This is a genomic window from Burkholderia sp. Ax-1720 (genome assembly GCF_011753035.1).
GTDB lineage: Bacteria > Pseudomonadota > Gammaproteobacteria > Burkholderiales > Burkholderiaceae > Burkholderia > Burkholderia gladioli.
Map to the genome: position 1 here is coordinate 1 of NZ_VWWK01000069.1, position 19,676 is coordinate 19,676.

The following is a 19,676-nucleotide window of genomic DNA, read 5'->3' on the forward strand; positions in this document are numbered from 1 at the left end:
GCTCAGGCCGCCGGGCGGGCGGCCGGCTGGGCCGCGTCGGCCGGCTGGGCCGTCGCGCAGGCCGGGCAGGAGCGGCCCGGCACGTAGTGCGGCGATTGCTGGTCCTCGGCCGACACCACGGCGCGGCAGGCGAAGCAGGTCACGTCGGCGGTCGGCTCCAGCTGCGGGTTGAGCGCGGTGCGGTAGTCGAACACGAAGCAGTCGCCGTGGTAATGCGCGCCGCCGACTTCCTCGAAATACTTCAGGATGCCGCCCTCGAGCTGGTAGACGTGGTCGATGCCGATGTCCTTCATGTGGATCGCGGCCTTCTCGCAGCGGATCCCGCCGGTGCAGAACGACACCACGGTCTTGCCTTCGAGATCGGCGCGGTTCGCGTCGATCACGGCCGGGAATTCGCTGAACTTGTCGATGCGGTAGTCGAGCGCCTGGTCGAAGGTGCCGACGTCGACCTCGAAGGCATTGCGGGTATCGAGCATCACCACCGGCCGGCCTTCGTCGTCATGGCCCCGGTCGAGCCAGGCCTTCAGCGTGCGGGCGTCCACCGAGGGCGCGCGGCCCAGTTCCGGCTGGATCGCCGGCTTCTTCATGGTGATGATCTCGCGCTTGATGCGCACCAGCATGCGCCGGAACGGCTGCGAATCGGACAGGCTTTCCTTGAACTGCAGGTCGGCGAACTTGCCGGCGAACAGCGCATCCTCGCGCAGATAGGCGACGAACGCGTCGGTGGCCTCGCGCGGGCCGGCGATGAACAGGTTGATGCCCTCGGGGGCGAGCAGGATCGTGCCGCGCAGCCCGAGCGACTGGCAGCGCTCGGTGACGAGCGGCCGCCAGGCTTCGGGCGACTCGATCGTGACGAAGCGGTAGGCGGCGAGGTTGACGATGGACATGATGAACCGGGGATGAAGCGGGGCGGGCACGGCTCGCGCGGGCGCCGGGGCCGGCGCAAATGGGGTGCGATACCGTGCGGCAGGCCGCCGCGTGAATGAGCAAACCCGTATTATCCCGCAAACGCGCCGGCAAACCAGTCGGCCGGGCGATGGAGGCAGGATGTCGCGGCCCAGGCCCGGCCTGGCCGGATGGCCGGCTGCGTCGATTTTTGCCGCGCGCGGGCGTTGCCTTCGTCGTGACGCGGCTACAATAACGCCCATGTCAGATCCCCGTTTCGTCCATCTTCGCGTTCACTCCGAATTCTCGATTGCCGACGGCATCGTGCGCCTCGACGACCTGGTCAAGGCGGCGGCCGCCGACGGTCAGGGCGCGCTCGCCCTCACCGATCTCGGCAATGCATTCGGTCTCGTCCGTTTCTACCAGGAAGCCCGCGGCAAGGGCGTCAAGCCGATCGCCGGCTGCGATGTCTGGATCACCAACCACGACGATCGCGACAAGCCCTCGCGCCTCTTGCTGCTGGTGCGCGACAAGGCCGGCTACCTGAATCTCTGCGAGCTGCTCTCGAAGGCCTGGCTCACCAACCAGTATCGCGGCCGCGCCGAGGTCGACGCGCAATGGCTCGAATCCGAGCTCGGCCAGGGCCTGCTGGCGCTGTCGGGCGCGCAGCAGGGCGATATCGGCATCGCGCTGGCGGCCGGCAACGCCGAGGCCGCGCGCCGCCATGCGCAGCGCTGGGCCCGCGTGTTCCCGGGCGGCTTCTACATCGAGCTGCAGCGCTACGGCCAGCCCGGCGGCGAGGCCTATGTGCAGGAAGCCGCCAAGCTCGCGGCCGAGCTGCAGCTGCCGGTGGTCGCCACACATCCGCTGCAGTTCATGGGCGACGAGGATTTCACCGCGCACGAGGCGCGTGTCTGCATCTCGGAAGGCGACATCCTCGCCAATCCGCGCCGCCAGAAGCGCTTCACCATCGATCAACGCTTCCGCACCCAGGCCGAGATGGCCGAGCTGTTCGCCGACATCCCCTCGGCGGTGCAGAACACGGTCGAGATCGCCAAGCGCTGCAACCTCAAGCTCGAGCTCGGCAAGCCCAAGCTGCCGCTGTTCCCGACGCCGGACGGCATGTCGCTCGACGACTACCTGGTCCAGCTCTCGCAGGAAGGGCTCGAGAAGCGCCTGGTGCAGCTGTTCCCCGACGAGGCCGAGCGGGACGCGCAGCGCGCGACCTACTACCAGCGCCTCGAATTCGAATGCAACACGATCAAGAAGATGGGTTTCCCCGGCTACTTCCTGATCGTGGCGGACTTCATCAACTGGGCCAAGAACAACGGCGTGCCGGTCGGCCCGGGCCGCGGCTCGGGCGCGGGCTCGCTGGTGGCCTATTCGCTGGGCATTACCGACCTCGATCCGCTGCGCTACAACCTGCTGTTCGAGCGCTTCCTGAATCCGGAGCGGGTCTCGATGCCCGACTTCGACATCGACTTCTGCCAGCACGGCCGCGATCGCGTGATCCAGTACGTGAAGGAGAAGTACGGCGCCGACGCGGTCTCGCAGATCGCCACCTTCGGCACCATGGCCGCCAAGGCGGCCGTGCGCGACATCGGGCGGGTGCTCGACCTCGGCTACATGTTCACCGACGGCGTGGCCAAGCTGATCCCGTTCAAGCCGGGCAAGCACGTCACCATCGCCGACGCGATGAAGGAAGAGCCGCTGCTGCAGGAGCGCTACGACAACGAGGACGAGGTCCATCAGCTGCTCGATCTCGCGCAGCGCGTCGAGGGCCTCACGCGTAACGTCGGCATGCACGCCGGCGGCGTGCTGATCGCGCCGGGCAAGCTGACCGATTTCTGCCCCTTGTACGCCCAAGGCGACGACGGCGGCGTGGTCAGCCAGTACGACAAGGACGACGTCGAGGCGGTCGGGCTGGTGAAGTTCGACTTTCTGGGCCTGACCACCCTGACCATCCTCGACTGGGCCGAGCGCTTCATCCGCCGGCTCGATCCGGCCAAGGCCGACTGGTCGCTGGCCCAGGTCCCGCTCGACGATCCCGCCTCGTTCCAGATCCTCAAGAAGGCGAACACGGTCGCCGTGTTCCAGCTGGAAAGCCGCGGCATGCAGGGCATGCTGAAGGACGCCCAGCCCGACCGCTTCGAGGACATCATCGCGCTCGTGTCCTTGTACCGGCCGGGCCCGATGGACCTGATCCCGAGCTTCTGCGCCCGCAAGCACGGCCGCGAGAAGGTCGAGTACCCGGATCCGCGCGTCGAGCCGGTCCTGAAAGAGACCTACGGCATCATGGTCTATCAGGAGCAGGTGATGCAGATGGCGCAGATCATCGGCGGCTACTCGCTGGGCGGCGCCGACTTGCTGCGTCGCGCGATGGGCAAGAAGAAGCCCGAGGAGATGGTCAAGCACCGCGAGATCTTCGCCGAGGGCGCCGCGAAGAACGGCCTCACGCGCGAGAAGTCGGACGAGATCTTCGACTTGATGGAGAAGTTCGCGGGTTACGGCTTCAACAAGTCGCACGCGGCCGCCTACGCGCTGCTGGCCTACTACACCGCCTGGCTGAAGGCGCATCATCCCGCCGAATTCATGGCGGCCAACATGACGCTCGCGATGGACGACACCGACAAGGTGAAGATCCTGTTCGACGACTGCGAGCTCAATGGCCTGAAGGTGCTGCCGCCCGATATCAACCAGTCCGAATACCGCTTCGAGCCTGTCGCCGAAGCCGACGGCAAGCGCTCGAAGACGATCCGCTACGGCCTGGGCGCCGTCAAGGGCAGCGGCCAGAACGCGATCGAGGAGATCCTGCGGGCGCGCAAGGAAGGCGGTGTGTTCAAGGACCTGTTCGACTTCTGCGAACGGATCGACCGCCGCCTCGTCAACCGCCGCACCGTGGAGGCGCTGATCCGCGCCGGCGCCTTCGACGTGCTGACGGCCAACCGCGCGCAGCTGATCGCCTCGGTGCCGCTCGCCATGGAGGCGGCCGACCAGGCCGAGGCCAACGCGATGCAGGCCGGCCTGTTCGACATGGGCGCCGAGTCGCCGCACGCGCATGCGCTGGTGGACGAACCGGCCTGGGACGAGAAGCGTCGCCTGCAGGAGGAAAAGGGCGCGCTCGGTTTCTACCTGTCGGGGCACCTGTTCGACGCCTATCGCGAGGAAGTCCGCCGTTTCGCGCGGATGAAGCTCGGCGAGCTGAAGGAAGGGCGCGACAAGCTGGTGGCCGGCGTGATCGCCTCGCTGCGCACCCAGATGACGCAACGCGGCAAGATGATCATCGCGCTGCTCGACGACGGCACCGGCCAGTGCGAGATCACGGTGTTCAACGAGCAGTTCGACGCGAACCGCGGCCTGTTCAAGGAAGACGAACTGCTGATCGTGCAGGGCCAGGCGCGCAACGACGCGTTCACGGGCGGGATCCGCTTCACGGCCGATGCGGTGATGGATCTCGAGCGCGCGCGCAGCCGCTACGCGCAGGCCGTGCGCATGACCATGAACGGCAATGCCGACGCGGCCGCGCTGCGTCGCGTGCTGGAGCCGCATGTGGCCAAGGCCGAACCCGCGCCGGCCGTCGCGGCACCGGCGCCGGCGCCGTCCCGCGGCGGGCGCGAGGGACGCGATGGCGGCCGCCGCGCGCCGATGCCGATGCCGAACGGGCTGGCCGTGCAGATCCTCTACAACAACGCGCGCGCGCAGGGCGAGATGCGGCTGGGCGACGCCTGGCGCGTCAAGCCGAGCGATACCCTGCTGGCCGAGCTGCGCGCCATCTTCGGCGACGGCACGGTGGAAATCGCCTACTGAGTCACGAAATCGGCCCGGTCATTCGACCGGGCCGATTCGCTGTGTCTCCCGCCGCTCGTTTTCATCCGCTGGCCTCGCCGCCGCTTCCGGCGCGCGCCGTGCCCGCTCCCCACGCGGGGCGCCGCGGAATCGAGTACAGTGCGAGCCTCGATCCCCACCACACCAGAACCCAGACCGTGGCCGCCCTGTTTCCCCCTGATCGCCGTCCCGAGAGCATCCTGGTCGTCGCGACGCGCCGTATCGGCGACGTGTTGCTGACCACGCCGATCGTCCGCTCGCTGAAGGCGCGCTGGCCCGATACGCCGATCGACATGCTGGTGTTTCGCGGCACCGAGGGCGTGCTCGAGGGCAATCCGGACATCCGTCGCGTGATCGTGGTGGCCCAGCGCGCCGGGCTCGGCGAGCGCCTGCGCGACGCGGCGCGGCTCTGGCGCCGCTACGACCTGGCCTGCGCGGCGCTCAGCTCGGATCGGCCGCGCTATTACACCTGGTTCGCCGGGCGGCGGCGCGTGGGCCTGGTCGATCCGAATCGCGTCAATCTCTGGACGCGTTTCCTGCTGAACCGGATCGCGATCAACGATCACCAGCACGAACACACCGTGATCAGCACGCTGGCGCTGGCGCCGGCAATCGGCGTCGAACCGGTGCCCGAGGTGGTCGCGCCGGGGCTCGGCGGCGACCCCGCGCAGCGCGAGCGCTTCGACGCGCTGCTCGCGAGCTCGCCGGCGATCGCCGCGGGGCAGCCGCTGGTGGTGCTGCACCCTTATCCGATGTTCGCCTACAAGCAATGGCGGCGCGATGGCTGGGTCGAGCTGATCGGCTGGTTGCGCGGCCTGGGCTACGCGATCGCCTTGAGCGGCGGTCCCGCCGCGAACGAGCGCGAATATGCCGAGCAGATCGCGACGGCGGCCGGCGGCGAGGTGCTGAACCTGGTCGGGCGCCTGTCGTTCGGCGAGAGCGCCGAGCTGGTGCGGCGCGCCAGGCTGTTCGTCGGCCCCGATACCGGCGCCACCCACGTGGCCGCGGCCACCGGCACGCCCGTGATCGCGCTGTTCGGGCCGTCCGACCCGGTGCGCTGGGGCCCCTGGCCGCAAGGCTGGCGCGGCCAGGGCAATCCCTGGCCGCTGGTGGGTTCGGGGCGTCACGGCCAGGTGTTCCTGCTGCAGGGCGAGGGCAGTTGCGTGCCTTGCCGCAAGGAAGGCTGCGAGCGTCATGTCGGCAGCTACAGCGACTGCCTGCTGCAGATGTCGACCGCGCGCGTGGCGGCGGTCGCGGCCGAGATGCTCGGCCTGCCGGCCGAGGCGGCGCGCTCGGCGCCTTCGCGGGTGATCAACGCCATCCACCTGGTGCGGCCGGCGGCCTGAGCGGGCGCCGGCTCGCCAGCGCCTCAGGCGCGTTCCAGGGCCGCGCGCGGCGCGCCTTCGGATCGATAGCCGCAGCCGATCAGGATCCCGGCCAGCAGCACGAACAGGTGCCCTTCCGAGAAATCGAGCAGCAGCGAGTTCGCGCCGCAGCCGATCGTGAAGATCGTGAGCCAGGCCAGCAGCAGATGGCGCGAGCGCGCGTCCAGCGAGCGGCTGGCGCGCCATGCCTGCACCAGCAGGTTGATGAAGAGCGCGAGGCCGAGCGTGCCGAGCTGCACGGCCATCAGCAGGTATTCGTTGTGCGGGTTCTCGGTCAGCCTGGCTTCGGCGAGGGTCTTGCCGGCCGCCAGGCGCTTGAATTCCACGCCGAGCCCCGCCACGCCGTAGCCGACCAGGGGGCGCTCGGCATAGAGCCCGAGCGCGCGCTGGTACCAGGCCAGGCGCAGGCCCGACGAGGTGGCCGCATCGGTCTGCCGGTAGGCCTGCACTTCGCCGGCCACCTGCATCAGGCGGCTGTCGTGGCGCGTCAGCACCAGGCCGGCGCCGGCCAGCGCGGCCAGCACGAACAGCAGCGCGGCCGCCGCCGCGAGCTTGGGCGAGCGGCGGCGCAGGCGGGCCAGCACGCGCCAGGCGATCACCGCCACCAGTAGCAGGCCGATCACCTGGCCGGTGCGCCCCTGCAGCATCACGTAGACATACGCCAGCGCCAGCGCCGCGATCGCGCCCAGCGCGATCCGCGCGCGCGCGGCACGCGCGGCCAGCATCAGGTCGGCGGCCTGGTAGAACAGCAGCGCGCCGAACATGCCGGCCGCGATGTGGTTCTTGAACACCCAGGCGCGGGAAGTCGGCAGCCCGGCTTCATAGAGCGGGCCGATCCGGCTCAGGCCCAGGAAGTTGCTGGTGGCCAGCAGCAGCACCGCCACCAGGGTCGCGAACAGGCTCCAGCGCGCGATCGCGGCCCAGCTCGGCGCGGCATCGCGAAAGGCGAGCACCGCGAAGGGCAGCAGCAGGAGCTTGTCGTACTTGGCGACCCATTGCCAGCCGTCGTGCGCCGGCGCGACCGACCAGGCCACGCTCGCGGCCAGCGCGGCGAGCAGCAGCAGGGCGGCCAGCGCGGTGCCCTGGCGCGGCAGCGCCGGCAGGCCGCGCCAGCATTCCGGCGCGCTCAGCACCGCCAGCGCGAAGAGGGCGCAGAACACGTTGGTCAGCGCGGTGGAGACGGGCACCATGCACATCGCGAGGATCGCGAGCGCGCGGGCGAGCGTCAGCCGGCGGCTCGGGAGCGCGGGCTGCGGGGCGATCGTGGACATCGGCGGGATCATTCGCGGGAATCGGCGGCGCCGCGCGGGGAAGGCGCGACGCGCGGGCAGGTCGGCGGGATCAGGAGAACGCGCGCTTGAGGCGCGAGCGCAGCAGCGCACGCTTGAGGCGGCCGTCGAGCGGCGGCTCGGCCAGCGCCAGCGTGGCACCGGCGGGCTGGCCGCGGCGCAGGTAGTAGCGGTCGAAGGTGGCCTGCGTCATGCCCCACTTGTTGAGGAACTGGCGGCGGCCGTCGTTCTTCACGATCTTGCCGGTGCTCTTCTGCTGGAAGTGATAGACCAGGCTGTCGCCGACGCCGAGGAAGATCCGGCAGCCGGCATCCCACATCTTCATCGACAGGTCGTTGTCGCTGCTCATGCCGGGGCTCAGCTCGCTGCTGTAGCCGCCGACGCGGTGCCACCAGTCGCGATGCACGAGGGTCGGCGGCCAGGTCGCGCCGAGCCAGTCGGCGCGCTTCAGGCCCGGCGTGGCGGCGGCCAGCGCGTCGAGGTCGAGCGCGGCGGCGTCGCGGCCGAAATCGCGCACCACCACGCAGGGGTTGCCGGTGTCGATCGGCTCGACCATGGTGCCCGACAGCATGAACAGGTTCGAGGGCAGGCCTGCGATGCGGGCCGCCAGCGCCGTATCCCAGCCCGGGCAGACGGCCATGTCGTCGTTCATGTAGACGATGTACTCGCGCGTGGCGCGCGCCGCGGCCAGGTTCACCGCGTGGCAGATGCCGATGTTGGCGGGCGAGGCCGTGTGCTCGATGCCTTCCTGGCGAACCCAGTCGAGCGTGCCGTCCGAGCCGTCGTTGACGTGCACGATGATCTGGTGATCATGTGCCGAATGGCGGCGCAGGCTCGCGATCACACATTGCAGGTACGGGAGGTTGTTCCAGGTCGGGATGAGGATGGAGAACATGGCGATCGGCTTCGGGAACGGAGGTCGGGCATGGCCGGCTCGGGCCGGCGTGCTGCGCGACGGGTGGCCCGCATTGTACCCGTCCCGTCGCGCGCGCCGCCGGCTCAGGCGCGGGGTGGCTTGCCGGCGGCGCGCGCGCCGAGCTTGAGGAAACGGTAGTAGACCGTCTCGGCGTTGAATACCGCGATCATGAAGCCGGCGCGCCCGTCGAGGAAGCCGCGCCGCAGGAAGTAGGTGCGCACGAAGGCCCAGGCGCCGCGGCCCAGCGCCTTGCCGAAGCCGCCGCGCTGGCCGGCCGCGTGGCGTTGCCTGGCGCCCGCGCTCGAATAGCTGTCGAGCTTGCGCAGCACCGATTCGAAGTCCTCGTAGGAGTAGTGCAGCAGCTTGCCCGTCAGGCGCGCGGCGGGCCCGTCGTGGATCAGCCGTTCGTGCACCAGGTCGTCGGAGAAGCGCGCCGTGCCGCGCCTGAACAGCCGCGGAATCCAGTCGGGATACCAGCCGCCGTGCCTGATCCAGCTGCCGCAGAAGCTCGACAGGCGGTCGATGGCGTACATGTCGGCGCCCGGCGCGCGGATCGCGGCGCGGATCGAGGCGGCCAGCTCGGGCGTGACCACCTCGTCGGTATCGAGCGAGAGGATCCAGTCGGTCGACAACTGGGCGATCGCGCGGTTCTTCTGCGGCCCGAAGCCGGGCCAGTCGGGCTCGACCACCACGCGCGCGCCGTGGGCCCGGGCGATCTCGACGGTCGCGTCGGTGCTGCCGCCGTCGATCAGCACCACCTCGTCGGCGAAATCGAGCGAGGCGAGGCAGTCGGAGAGGCGGGCGGCGGCGTTCAGCGCGATCAGCGCGACGCCGAGAGTGGGTTCGGCCATGCGAGAGGGTCGGAAGCGAGACAGGCGGTGCGCGCGAGTATACCTTCCCGGCGCCCCCCGGCGGCCGCTTCCGGGCGCCGCCGCGGCGGCCTTCCTCCGGCCCCGGTTTCTGGATGGGCGGAAGGCTATAATGTTTCGCCAATTTTTTGATGTGCGGCGATTCGTCGTCGAGCATAGCGCCGCGAATTCGCGCGGCAACCTGGAAGGACCTGATTTGGAAACCCAGAACACCCTGCGCAAGTCGATCGGCACGGGCGCCAACACCTCGCCGCAGGCGGTGATGCGCCGTCTCTGGCCGTATATCCGCCCGCTGATCCTGATCATCGTGCTGGCGATCGTCGCGATGGGCGTGGTGGCGGCGACCGAGGCCGGGATTCCCGCCATGCTCAAGCCGCTGCTCGACCACGGCTTCGGCGCGCACAGCAGCGAACGCGCCAAGTGGTTCGTGCCGGCCGCGATCATCGGCCTGGCGCTGGTGCGCGGGGTCGCGCAATACGCCTCGAACTACCTGCTCAACTACGTCTCGAACCGGATCCTGCTGAAGCTGCGGCTGGAGATGTTCGAGCGCATGATCCACACCAGCGCCTCGTTCTTCCAGCGCGAGACGGCCAGCACCGTGATCAACGCGGTGGTGTTCGAGGTGAACCAGATCCTCAGCGTGCTGACCGGCGTGATGATCACCCTGGTGCGAGACTCGATGACGGTGATCTTCCTGCTCGGCTACCTGTTCTACCTGAACTGGCAGCTCACGCTGATCGTCGCGGTGATCCTGCCCGGCATCGGCTGGCTGGTCAGCAAGATCAACCGCCGCCTGCGGCGCCTGAACCGCGAGCACCAGACGCTGACCAACGAGCTGTCCTACATCGTCGAGGAGACCGTGGCCGGCTACAAGGTGGTCAAGACCCACAACGGCGAGCGCTACGAGATGGACCGCTTCACGGCGATGAGCAAGCGCCTGCGCGGCTACGCGATGCGCATGACGATCTCGGGCGGCCTGGCCCAGCCGATCACGCAGTTCCTGTCCTCGATCGCGCTGGCGATCGTGATCACCATCGCGGTGGTGCAGTCGGCCAACGACCAGACCACGGTGGGCGGCTTCGTGGCCTTCGTCACCTCGATGCTGCTGGTGATCTCGCCGCTCAAGCACCTGATCGACGTGAACCAGCCGCTGCAGCGCGGCATGACGGCCGCCGAGCTGATCTTCGGCCTGATCGACGAGCCGCTCGAGCCCAAGGGCGGCGGCCGGCCGCTGGCCCAGGCGCGCGGCGAGATCGAATACCGCGCGGTGTCCTTCGACTACGGCGCGAGCGAGCGCCCCACGCTCGACCGGATTTCCTTCAAGGTCGCGCCGGGCGAGATGGTGGCGCTGGCCGGGCCCTCGGGCGGCGGCAAGTCGACCCTGGTGAACCTGCTGCCGCGCTTCTTCGACGCCACCGACGGCGCGATCCTGGTCGACGGCGTGCCGATCGTCGACTACGACGTGCATGCGCTGCGCAGCCAGCTGGCGATGGTCAGCCAGGACGTGGTGCTGTTCAACGACAGCATCGCGGCCAACGTCGCCTATGGCGGCACCCCGAATCGCGAGCGCGTGCAGGCCGCGCTCGAGGCCGCCAACCTGGCCGAGATGGTGGCGGCGATGCCCGAGGGCATGGACACGCTGATCGGCGGCAACGGCATGCGCCTGTCGGGCGGCCAGCGCCAGCGCCTGGCGATCGCGCGCGCGATCTACAAGGACGCGCCGATCCTGATCCTCGACGAGGCCACCTCGGCGCTCGATTCGGAATCCGAACGGCACGTGCAGGCCGCGCTGGAGCGGCTGATGGAAGGGCGCACCACGCTCGTCATCGCGCACCGGCTGTCGACCATCGAGCGCGCCGACCGGATCCTGGTGCTCGAGGCCGGCCGCATCGCCGAGGAGGGCAGCCACGACGAGCTGCTGCGCCGCAACGGGCTCTACGCGCACCTGCATCGCATCCAGTTCCAGCAGCAGGCCGCCTGAGCGAGCTCCGGGCGCCGGGCAGGCCTGTCACGCCCCGGCATCCGTCCCCATGCTAGTCTTCCGGTGTCGGCCGACCACACGGCCGGCCAACCTGGGAGAAACGACATGAAGACGTCTCGATGGCTGCTCGCGGTGTGGCTCACCGGTTCACTGGCTTCCTCGCTCGCGTTCGCGCAGCAGCCGCCCCATGGCGGCGACCACGGTCCCGGCCCTGGCGGCCATGGTGGCCCCGGCGGTCCGGGCCAGTATCATCCGCATCCCGGCCATGGCGGCACGGCCGGCCATCCGCCGATGCGTCCCGCGCCGCGCGACGAACCGCCCGGCGGTTTCATCGAAGGCCATCGCGACTGGCATCGCGGCGATCGCCTGCCGAGCGAGTACCGGGACCGTCAATACGTGATCGACGACTGGCGCAGCTACAACCTGCCGCCGCCGCGCCGCGGTTACCAGTGGGTCGGGATCGGCGGCGACCATCTGCAGGTACAGATCGGCACCGGCATCGTGCTGAGCATCGGCCCCTGAGCGCCCCTTCGTACCTCGCTGCCGGGAACCCGGCTCGCCAAGAAAAAATGCCCGCGTCGAGCGGGCATTTTTCATGGTGTCGCGAGCGCGGCGAGCACGCACGGTGTCATCGCGCGGGCGGCGGCCCGGTTTTCCGATCCGCCTGGTCGGGCGCTTCGTGGCGGTGCGCCGGCCACCACCAGCGCTCGATGCGCGCCAGCACCGCGCACACCAGCAGCGCGCAGACCGTGCCCAGCGTGACCTCGCCCAGCCGGATCAGCGGGATGTCCCACAGCGGGCCGTTGCCGGGAAACAGCATCACGATGGTGGCGGTCACGCCGCCCAGGCGCGCGGCGCTGCCCACGTCGAGGCACCAGCAGATCACGATGGTGGCGGCGATCGCGACCGCGTAGGCCAGCAGGCGCGGGGTGATGTCGGCATGGCCGAGCGCGGCGCCGGCGAAGCCGAGCACGCCGCCCACCATCGCGCCGATGAACTGGTCGCGCGACAGGTTCATGGTGTCGGCGTATTGATGCTGGGTCACGGCGATCGCGGTCACGGCCGCCCACACCGCCTGCTCCGAATGCAGCGCGAGGCCGATCCCGTAGGCCAGGCAGGCGCCGCACACGGCCTGCAGGGCCATCACCGCGCCCTGGGCCGCGCGCTGGCGCAGCGACATGCCCTTGAACAGCGAGGCCAGCGACTGCTGGATCTGGCGGCGCGTCTCGTCGAGCGTGCGGATCGTGTCCATCGCGTCCCGCCTCGCGCTCAGGCCGTCTTCGCCGACGTATCGGGGCTGCCGGCGCTGTCGTCCGGGCCCGGGTCGTCGAGCCCGGCATCGCGCGTCTCCGGCATCGCCACCGCCACCAGCGCCACCGCCAGCGCGCCGGCCACCGCCAGCCCGAAGAAGCTCATGGTGTTGCCGAAGTGATCGGCCGCGAAGCCCGCCAGGGTGGTGCTGAGCGTCGCGCCGATCCCGGCGGCCAGCCCGAACAGGCCGATGCAGAGGTTGTAGCGGCCCTTGCCGCCGGCCACGTCGGCCGCGATCAGCGGCAGCATCACGCCGAACACCGCCGCGCTGATGCCGTCGAGCATCTGCACCGGCACCAGCAGGTAGGGGCTGCCGACCCCGGCGAACAGCAGGGCGCGCACCGGCAGGGCGGCGAAGCCGAGCAGCAGGATCGGCCGGCGCCCCCAGCGCTGCGAGGAGCGGCCGACCCAGGGCGAGAGCATCGCCACGATCGCCTGCGGGACGATGATGCAGGCCGCGATCACCAGTTGCACGTTGTCGCCCATGCCGGCCGTCACCTCGCCCGCGGCGAGGTTCAGCATCGCCGCGTTGGACAGGTGGAACAGCACCACGCAGGCCGCGAACACTAGCATGCGGCGGTCGCGCAGCAGGTCGAAGATGGTTTCGCGCTCGCCCTCGACGGCATCGCGCGCGCGACCCGTGGTGGGCGCCACCACCGTGTGGGTGGGCTGGATCATCGACAGCGCGACCAGCGCCGGCATGGCCAGCGCCGCGGTCAGCCAGAACACCGCGCGCGCCGAGATGTACTCGCCCGTCAATCCCATCAGCCCCGCCGCCACCGCGCTGCCGATCGAGGCCCAGCGCGCGTTGCGGCCGAGCCGGTCGCCGAGGTTGGCGCGCCCCACCAGGGCGAACGAGATGGCCGCCAGGGCCGGCGTCAGCATGCAGCTGGCGAAGCCGTGGAACACCTCGGCCGCCATCACCGGCACGATGGTCGGGCTGCTGGCGAGCAGCACCGCCGACAGGATGATGGCCGCGATCGCCCAGGCGGCCGCGCCCTTCTTGTTCTTCAGCGCGTCGACCGCGGCGCCGCCCGGCACCTGGCTGATCATCGCGCTGATGGTGCCGATCGACAGCACCAGGCCGATCTCGCCCTGGGTCCACTTGTGCGAGGCGAGATAGGACGCGATGAACGGCCCGAAGCCCGTCTGCACGTTCGCGACGAAGAAGTTGAGCCAGTCGAGGGAGCGCAGGCTGCGGATGCTGACCGTGTTGCCGCCCGTCATCGATTGGCACCCGCGCTGCTGGAGGCCGGCGTCGCGGCGGGCGGCGATACGGCGATCACCGGCTTGTCGGCCTGGTAGGGCGGCGAGGCCTTCAGCTGGGCGTCGGACAGCTCCAGCAGGGCGCGCAGCGACTTGTCCTTCGGCGCGAAGCGCAGCGCCGACCAGCTCGCGGCGATGGTGCGCCGATCCGGGTTCACCAGGCTGCCGAGATCCAGCACCACGGCTTGAGGCTGCGCATCGCGGTCGATCAGCACGTCGACCACGCGGCCGATCTCGGTGCCGTTGCCGCGCTGCACGTCGGCATCGACGATCGGCATCAGGCCCGGCGTCTCGTCGGCATGCGAGGAGCCGCTCAGCGACACCGCCTTGGGGCGGTCGGCCGGCGGCAGCTCGCCGGCCGGCACGTCGAGCAGGATCGGCTGGCTGCGCCCGCCCGGCGTGAAGCGGAACAGGCGCCACGGGAAGCTGACCTTGCGGTCGCCGATGCCCATGAAGCCCTGCAGGTTGACGATCATCCGGTTCGGCTTGCCGGCCGAGTCGGCGATCATGTCGACCGCGCGGCCGATCACCTTGCCGTCGCGGCGCCGCACCTCGCTGTCGAGCAGCGAATGCACCTGGTTGCGCTCGATGGTGCGCGTCTGGATCAGCGGCGGCGGAGGCGGAGGCGGCGCAGGGGGCGGGGGCGGCGGCGAGGGGCGCTTGACCACGCGCGGGCGCGGCGCCTCGCGGTGCGGCTTGCGCTGCGTGTCGCCGTCGTCGGGAGCCTCGACCTCGGAGGCGGGCTCGGGCGTGGCGATCGGCAGGCCGTCCTCGTCGAGCGTCTCGACGGCCGCGTCGACGATCGGCGCGGGCGCCTGCGGGGCGCGGAACAGGCTGCAGCCGGACAGCGCGAGCGTGGCGAGCAGCGCGGCGAGGATGGGCGCCCGGGCACGGGCGAAGATCGGGAAACGAATGGCTAGACGCGGAATGCCGCCGCTCATCAACTGGGACTCCATGGGCCGGGGCAGGCCGGGTAGACGGCGCTGCGGCGATTGATGGCCGATGCCGTGGCGGCATCGCGCAGGGCCAGAGTTTAACCTGTGCGCGCGGCCGGTTCGCGAAAACGGGGGACTGTAAGCTGCCCGGCGCGAGCGGGGCGGCACGTTTCATGCGTCGCCGGCGGCCGTGACGGGCTCGTTGCGCGGGGCTTCAGGCGCCGTTGGCGCTGCCTCATTTCGGCGGCAGCGTCTTCACGAAGGCGAGCGCGGCGTCGAGCAGGCGCCGTCGCACCGCGTCCTGCGCGCAACGCTCGGGCGAGACCCAGACCCAGCCCGTCATCGGCCGCCCGCCGTTGCGCATCGGCTCGATCCCGTCGAGCGCGAGCGCCCAGCCCTCCCGGCCCTTGCCCAGGCGCACCAGCATGCCGTCGTGGCGCGCCGCGCAGAGCAGGTTGCCGTCGGCCATCCAGGCCCAGCCGCCGAACATCGCGCGGCCGGTGATCCAGGCTTCGTCGCGCAATTCGTCGTTGACGACTTCCTCGAGACCGAGATCGCGTGTCATGCAGGCTCCTGGCGGCAACGGTGGGATGTCGGGGCGATTGTAGGCGAGCGCGGCGCCTGGCGCATGCCTCGGCCGGCTGCCTCGACCGCTCGCCTCAACCATCCGCCTCGGGTTCGAGCCCGACCGACGCGAACAACTGCTCGCGCAGCCAGCGATGCGCGGCATTCGCCTCGTTGCGCGGATGCCAGGCCGCGCTCAGCCCGAAGCCGGCCACCTCGACCGGCAGCGGCAGCAGGTCGAGCCGGTCGGCGAAGCGCAGCAGGAAACGCTCGGGCAGCGCGCAGACATGGTCGGTGGCCTCCAGCACCAGCGGCGCGAGGTGGTAGTGCTGCACCGAGATCGCCACGCGGCGGCCGCGGCCGGTACGCGCCAGCAGATCGTCCATGAAACCGTGGAAGCCGCCGCCGTCGCCCGATACCAGCACGTGGCCGAGCGCGCAGTAGGCATCCAGGTCGGGCGGCGCGAGGCCGCGCGGATGGCCCTTGCGTTGCGCCATCACGTAGCGCTCGTGGAACAGGGCGCGCGATTGCAGGCCCGCCGGAATCGAAAAGTCCGCGGCGATCAGCAGGTCGGCCGTGCCGCTCTCGAGCCAGTTGGCGAAGCTGTCGACGGGCACCGTGCGGAACGCCAGGCGCAGCTTCGGGGCGAGTTGCGCGACGCGCCGCACCAGGTCCACGCCCGCCATTACGAAGCCGTTGTCGCTGGCGAGGATCTGGAAGGTGCGCGCGTCCTGCGCGGGGTCGAAACCGGCACCATGCGCGAGCGCCGCCTGCAGGCTCTGCAAGGCGGCGCGCAGCGGCTCGCGGATCGCCAGCGCGCGGGCCGTCGGCGTCATGCCGCGGCCGTTGCGGGCCGGCACCAGCAGCGGGTCGCCGGTCAGTTCGCGCAACCGCGCCAGTTGCGCCGACAGCGCGGGCTGGCTCAGGTGCAGCCGCGCCGCCGCGCGCGTGACGTTGGCCTCGTCGAGCAGCACGTCGAGCGAACCGAGCAGGGCCAGGTCCGCGCCGCGCAGCGACGACAAGCTATTTGTCATGTGGATGTCTCCCATATCGACAATCGATTTCAAATATACCAAGCGCGCACGCAGACTGTCGCCCTGACTCGAGGATCGAACCGGGAGGACCTCAGCATGGCAATAGCGGAACCCGAGCGACACGCGCTGCGTGCGCTCGCGAGCGCCAATTTCGCGGTGGGCGCGATGTCGTATGGCGTGGTCGGCGCGCTGCCCGCGCTGGCCGGCGCCTGGCGCATCACGCCGGGGCGGGCGGCGCTGCTGATGAGTGCGTTCTCGATCGCCTTCGCGATCGGCGCGCCCTTGCTGCAGATGCTGGCCGGGCATGCGCGGCGACGCAGCCTGCTGCTGGGCGGGCTCGTCACGCTGGTGGCGGCGACGCTGGCCGGCGCGGCCGCGCCGGGCTTCGGCTGGCTGCTCGCCACGCGCATCGTGGCCGGCATCGGCGCGGGCGCGGTCAGCCCGCTGGCGAACGCGATCGGCGCCGAGATCACGCCCGTCGAGCGGCGCGGCAAGGCGCTCGCGGTGGTCTTCGTCGGCGTCACGCTATCGAGCGTGATCGCGGCGCCGCTGGCCGCGGCGATCGCGCAGACCTGGGGCTGGCGGATGGTGTTCGTGGTGCTGGCGGTGGCTTCGGCGGCCAGCGGCGGCTGGATCGTCTCGACCGTGCGCGATGCCTCGCGCGGCGAGCGCATGCGCCCGGCGGGGCTCGCGCGGCTCGTCGCGCAGCCGGCCACGGCGGCAGGCCTGGCCGTGATCGTGCTGCAGACGGCGGCGTTCTTCGCGACCTACACGCTGATCCTGCCGCTGGCGACGACGCGCTTCGGCGCGAGCGCGGCGCAGGGCGGACTGGCCCTGCTGGTGTTCGGCGTGACGGGGATCGTCGGGAATGTGGTCGCGCAGCGCCTGTCGCTGCGTTACTCGGCGGAGGCCCTGCTGAAGCTCGTGATGCGCACCATGGCCCCGGTGTTCGTCGCGATCGCGCTGCTTGGCGCGGTGGCCTGGGGCGAGGGGCCGAGGCAAGGCTTGTTGATCGCGCTGCTGGTGATATGGGCGCTGATGCAGGACCTGTTCTATCCCTCGCAGTTGCGGCGCGTGGTGTCGCTGGCGCCCGAGGCGCGCGGCATGGTGATCGCGCTCAATTCGTCGGGGATCTTTCTCGGCATTTCGCTGGGGGCGGGGATCGGCGGGCGGGTGGCCGATCATGTCGGGCTGGGGGCGCTGGCGCCCGTGTCGGCGGGGCTGACGCTGGCGGCCCTGGTCGCGCTGCTGGTGTCCGAGCGCTTCGTGGCGCGTGCCGCGAAACGCGATTCGCGGGAGGCGGGGCGGGTGGTTTGCCGGGGCGCTGCCGAGCGTGCCTAGCGGCTTGGGGGATCGGTGTGAGGCGGCGCGGCCAGTGTTCTGATGCACACTGGCCGCGTGCCCTTGTGCGTTGCCCGATGCGAGGCGCGGCCGGCTCAGTAGCCGTGCGTGACCAGCGACAGCACCGACAGGTCGGGATGCGAGCCGTCGACGATCAGCGCGCCGACTCGCTTCGCATCGGCCACCGCCTCGCCGGGCGTCGCGAAGCATTCCTCGCCGTTCGGATGGAACGGCACCGTATGGCCGGGCAGGGATGGGCTCGCGCCGGGATGGCAGACGTAGGCGACATAGGTGTAGCGGTTGGCGACCGCGCCCGCCGGTTTGACGGTGACGTGGATTTCATATCCCTCGTAGGGGATCGGATCGACTTGGGTCGGGACCTCGAGCGTTGCCGGCATGATGGCCTCCGTGTCGCCGCGGACGATGCGCGGGGAGCGCGTACCGGGCCCGCGATGGGCTGCTTCACGATTTCATTCTAGGCGAGATTCGGGCCGGGCTGCGTGGCGTGCAAGCCGGCGACACATGACGGTATTTGTCACGCAGCCTTGCGTGTCCGTCGCAGCAGCCTCGACGCCATCCAGATGATCAGCAGCGCGATCACGAAGCTTGCGACGAACAACACGCCCATCAGCACGTCTTCCTCTGTTTCGATGCCGTTCGCGCCCAACAGTTGGAACAGCGGCGCGAGCAGATCCCAGGCCTGGGCGCTCCCGACCCATCTCGCGAGTGGGTCGATCAGCGACAGCCCGAAGAAAACCGGAATGGCCAGGACAGTTGCCATCACGATACGAGGAATGGTTTTCATCGGACGTCTATCGTGCCGTGGCAAGGGAGGTTCGTGCCTCGAGGTTGACACATCCAGCCACCCAGCAAAGATGACAAGGGGAAGCAGGTTTCCCTACGCTTTATGACATCATTGCCCTCCCGAACCGACGGGCCGCGCGCACCTCATCCTCGCAGGATCCGGCGCGCGTCGCTCACCGCATTCCAGGAACGTCGCCATGAATTTCAGGTCCTTGCAGTGCTTCGTCATCCTGGCCGAGGAACTGAATTTCAGCCGCGCCGCCGAGCGCCTGCATATCGCGCAACCGGCGCTGAGCCAGCAGATCCGCTTGCTGGAGGAGCGGCTCGGCACCAAGCTCGTCGATCGCGCCAGGCGGCCTTTGCAGCTCACCGAGGCGGGCCACTATTTCTGCACCGAGGCGCGGCAGATCCTCGGCGCCTGGGAACAGGCGAGCCTCGGCGCGCAGGAAATCGGCATCGGGCAGCGCGGCTGGTTGTCGATCGGCTTCACGCGCTCCTCGATGTACAGCATCCTGCCGCCCGCCCTGAAGGCCTTTCATCAACGCTGCCCGGAAGTCGAACTGAAGCTGTTCGAGATGCTCACCGAGGAGCAGGCCGATGCGCTGCGCGACATGCGCATCCACATCGGCATTGGCCGCCAGCCGCTCGACATGCCCGGCTGCACCTCCTATTCCCTGCTGCGCGAACACGTGGTGGCGGTGCTGTCGCCCGATCATCCGCTGGCGGCCAGGAAGAAGCTGCGCATCGCCGAGCTCGAGGACACGCCGCTGATCCTGTACCCGAAACACCAGAACGCGCAATTCAAGCGCACCGTGTTGTCCCTGTATCGCGATGCGGGCGTGACGCCCTTCGTCGCGCATCAGGCCTACGAGATCCAGACAGCGATCGCGCTCGTCGCCGCCGGGCTCGGCGTGACCTTCGTCGGCGAGTCGGTGGCGCGCCAGGGACGCACGGACGTGGTGTACCGTCATCTCGTCGGCCCCGGCGCCTCCCGCTGGTCGACGCTCGCCGCCACGTTTCGCACCGCTGACGATTCGGCCCATCTGCGCAGCTTCCTCGCCTGCCTTCCCCCGCCGCTGCAAGGCGAAACACTATAAGCAAAGCCTTATGAAAGCATAAGGAACGCGTCTTGGACGCGGGCCGCCATGCTTCCTATCATCGATTTTCGTGCCCGGCACCGGCATGCATCGCAGATGCGCCCGGCCCGAGCCGGAAAACGGCGCAGGCCGTGTATCGAGCAGGGCCGCAGAGCCCTCGCGATTCGATGAAAA

At 70.0% G+C, this 19,676-nt stretch carries 17 protein-coding genes; 6 read left to right on the top strand and 11 right to left on the bottom strand.

Going from position 1 to position 19,676, the window contains the following annotated elements:
• Positions 1–2: 2 nt before the first annotated feature.
• Positions 3–887 carry a sulfurtransferase gene (locus F3J18_RS19970; protein WP_166913796.1) on the bottom strand — a complete coding sequence of 295 codons (885 nt, stop codon included), beginning with the start codon at positions 885–887 and terminating at the stop codon, positions 3–5.
• Positions 888–1,146: 259 nt separating this feature from the next.
• Here F3J18_RS19970 and dnaE point away from each other — a divergent pair, with 259 nt between their 5' ends.
• Entirely contained in the window at positions 1,147–4,692 is a 3,546-nt protein-coding gene (gene dnaE / locus F3J18_RS19975; protein WP_166913798.1) for a DNA polymerase III subunit alpha, read from the top strand.
• 176 nt (positions 4,693–4,868) lie between these two features.
• Complete coding sequence (locus tag F3J18_RS19980) at positions 4,869–6,056, top strand: glycosyltransferase family 9 protein (protein ID WP_166913826.1); 1,188 nt, start codon at positions 4,869–4,871, stop codon at positions 6,054–6,056.
• Between the two features lie 23 nt (positions 6,057–6,079).
• Here F3J18_RS19980 and F3J18_RS19985 read toward each other — a convergent pair whose 3' ends face one another.
• The 3 genes from F3J18_RS19985 to F3J18_RS19995 form a co-directional block, all read right to left on the bottom strand.
• Complete coding sequence (locus tag F3J18_RS19985; RefSeq protein ID WP_166913800.1) at positions 6,080–7,366, bottom strand: O-antigen ligase family protein; 1,287 nt, start codon at positions 7,364–7,366, stop codon at positions 6,080–6,082.
• Between the two features lie 70 nt (positions 7,367–7,436).
• Positions 7,437–8,279 carry a glycosyltransferase family 2 protein gene (locus tag F3J18_RS19990; RefSeq protein ID WP_166913802.1) on the bottom strand — a complete coding sequence of 281 codons (843 nt, stop codon included), beginning with the start codon at positions 8,277–8,279 and terminating at the stop codon, positions 7,437–7,439.
• Between the two features lie 104 nt (positions 8,280–8,383).
• Positions 8,384–9,151: a glycosyltransferase family 2 protein gene (locus F3J18_RS19995; protein WP_025096515.1), complete on the bottom strand. Its 768-nt coding sequence runs from the start codon at positions 9,149–9,151 to the stop codon at positions 8,384–8,386.
• Between the two features lie 214 nt (positions 9,152–9,365).
• Between F3J18_RS19995 and msbA the strand changes: the two genes are divergently transcribed.
• Positions 9,366–11,150 carry a lipid A export permease/ATP-binding protein MsbA gene (gene msbA, locus F3J18_RS20000; protein WP_025096514.1) on the top strand — a complete coding sequence of 595 codons (1,785 nt, stop codon included), beginning with the start codon at positions 9,366–9,368 and terminating at the stop codon, positions 11,148–11,150.
• A gap of 105 nt (positions 11,151–11,255) precedes the next feature.
• Positions 11,256–11,672, top strand: coding sequence for an RcnB family protein (locus F3J18_RS20005; RefSeq protein WP_166913804.1), 417 nt, complete (start codon positions 11,256–11,258; stop codon positions 11,670–11,672).
• Positions 11,673–11,778: 106 nt separating this feature from the next.
• Here the strand turns inward: F3J18_RS20005 and F3J18_RS20010 are convergent, their stop codons facing one another.
• The 5 genes from F3J18_RS20010 to F3J18_RS20030 form a co-directional block, all read right to left on the bottom strand.
• Positions 11,779–12,402, bottom strand: coding sequence for an FUSC family protein (locus F3J18_RS20010; RefSeq protein ID WP_166913806.1), 624 nt, complete (start codon positions 12,400–12,402; stop codon positions 11,779–11,781).
• Between the two features lie 17 nt (positions 12,403–12,419).
• Positions 12,420–13,688, bottom strand: a complete 1,269-nt coding sequence (locus F3J18_RS20015) for an MFS transporter (protein WP_166913808.1) — start codon at positions 13,686–13,688, stop codon at positions 12,420–12,422.
• Positions 13,685–14,668 carry a PRC-barrel domain-containing protein gene (locus F3J18_RS20020; RefSeq protein WP_166913810.1) on the bottom strand — a complete coding sequence of 328 codons (984 nt, stop codon included), beginning with the start codon at positions 14,666–14,668 and terminating at the stop codon, positions 13,685–13,687. Before F3J18_RS20020 ends, F3J18_RS20015 begins: the two co-directional genes overlap by 4 nt.
• 229 nt (positions 14,669–14,897) lie before the next feature.
• On the bottom strand, positions 14,898–15,227 hold the full coding sequence (locus tag F3J18_RS20025) for a cold-shock protein (RefSeq protein ID WP_025096509.1): 330 nt from the start codon (positions 15,225–15,227) through the stop codon (positions 14,898–14,900).
• Positions 15,228–15,321: 94 nt separating this feature from the next.
• The gene (locus F3J18_RS20030; protein WP_025096508.1) at positions 15,322–16,260 is read right to left on the bottom strand and encodes a LysR family transcriptional regulator; all 939 of its coding nucleotides are present in this window, start codon (positions 16,258–16,260) and stop codon (positions 15,322–15,324) included.
• A gap of 96 nt (positions 16,261–16,356) precedes the next feature.
• Between F3J18_RS20030 and F3J18_RS20035 the strand changes: the two genes are divergently transcribed.
• Entirely contained in the window at positions 16,357–17,601 is a 1,245-nt protein-coding gene (locus F3J18_RS20035; RefSeq protein WP_166913812.1) for an MFS transporter, read from the top strand.
• A gap of 95 nt (positions 17,602–17,696) precedes the next feature.
• Here the strand turns inward: F3J18_RS20035 and F3J18_RS20040 are convergent, their stop codons facing one another.
• On the bottom strand, positions 17,697–17,999 hold the full coding sequence (locus F3J18_RS20040) for a hypothetical protein (RefSeq protein ID WP_013698923.1): 303 nt from the start codon (positions 17,997–17,999) through the stop codon (positions 17,697–17,699).
• A gap of 137 nt (positions 18,000–18,136) precedes the next feature.
• Complete coding sequence (locus tag F3J18_RS20045) at positions 18,137–18,406, bottom strand: hypothetical protein (RefSeq protein ID WP_166913814.1); 270 nt, start codon at positions 18,404–18,406, stop codon at positions 18,137–18,139.
• 196 nt (positions 18,407–18,602) lie between these two features.
• On the opposite strand from F3J18_RS20045, the gene F3J18_RS20050 reads away from it, so the two are divergent.
• Positions 18,603–19,502, top strand: coding sequence for a LysR family transcriptional regulator (locus F3J18_RS20050; RefSeq protein WP_025096505.1), 900 nt, complete (start codon positions 18,603–18,605; stop codon positions 19,500–19,502).
• The last annotated feature ends 174 nt before the right edge of the window (positions 19,503–19,676 follow it).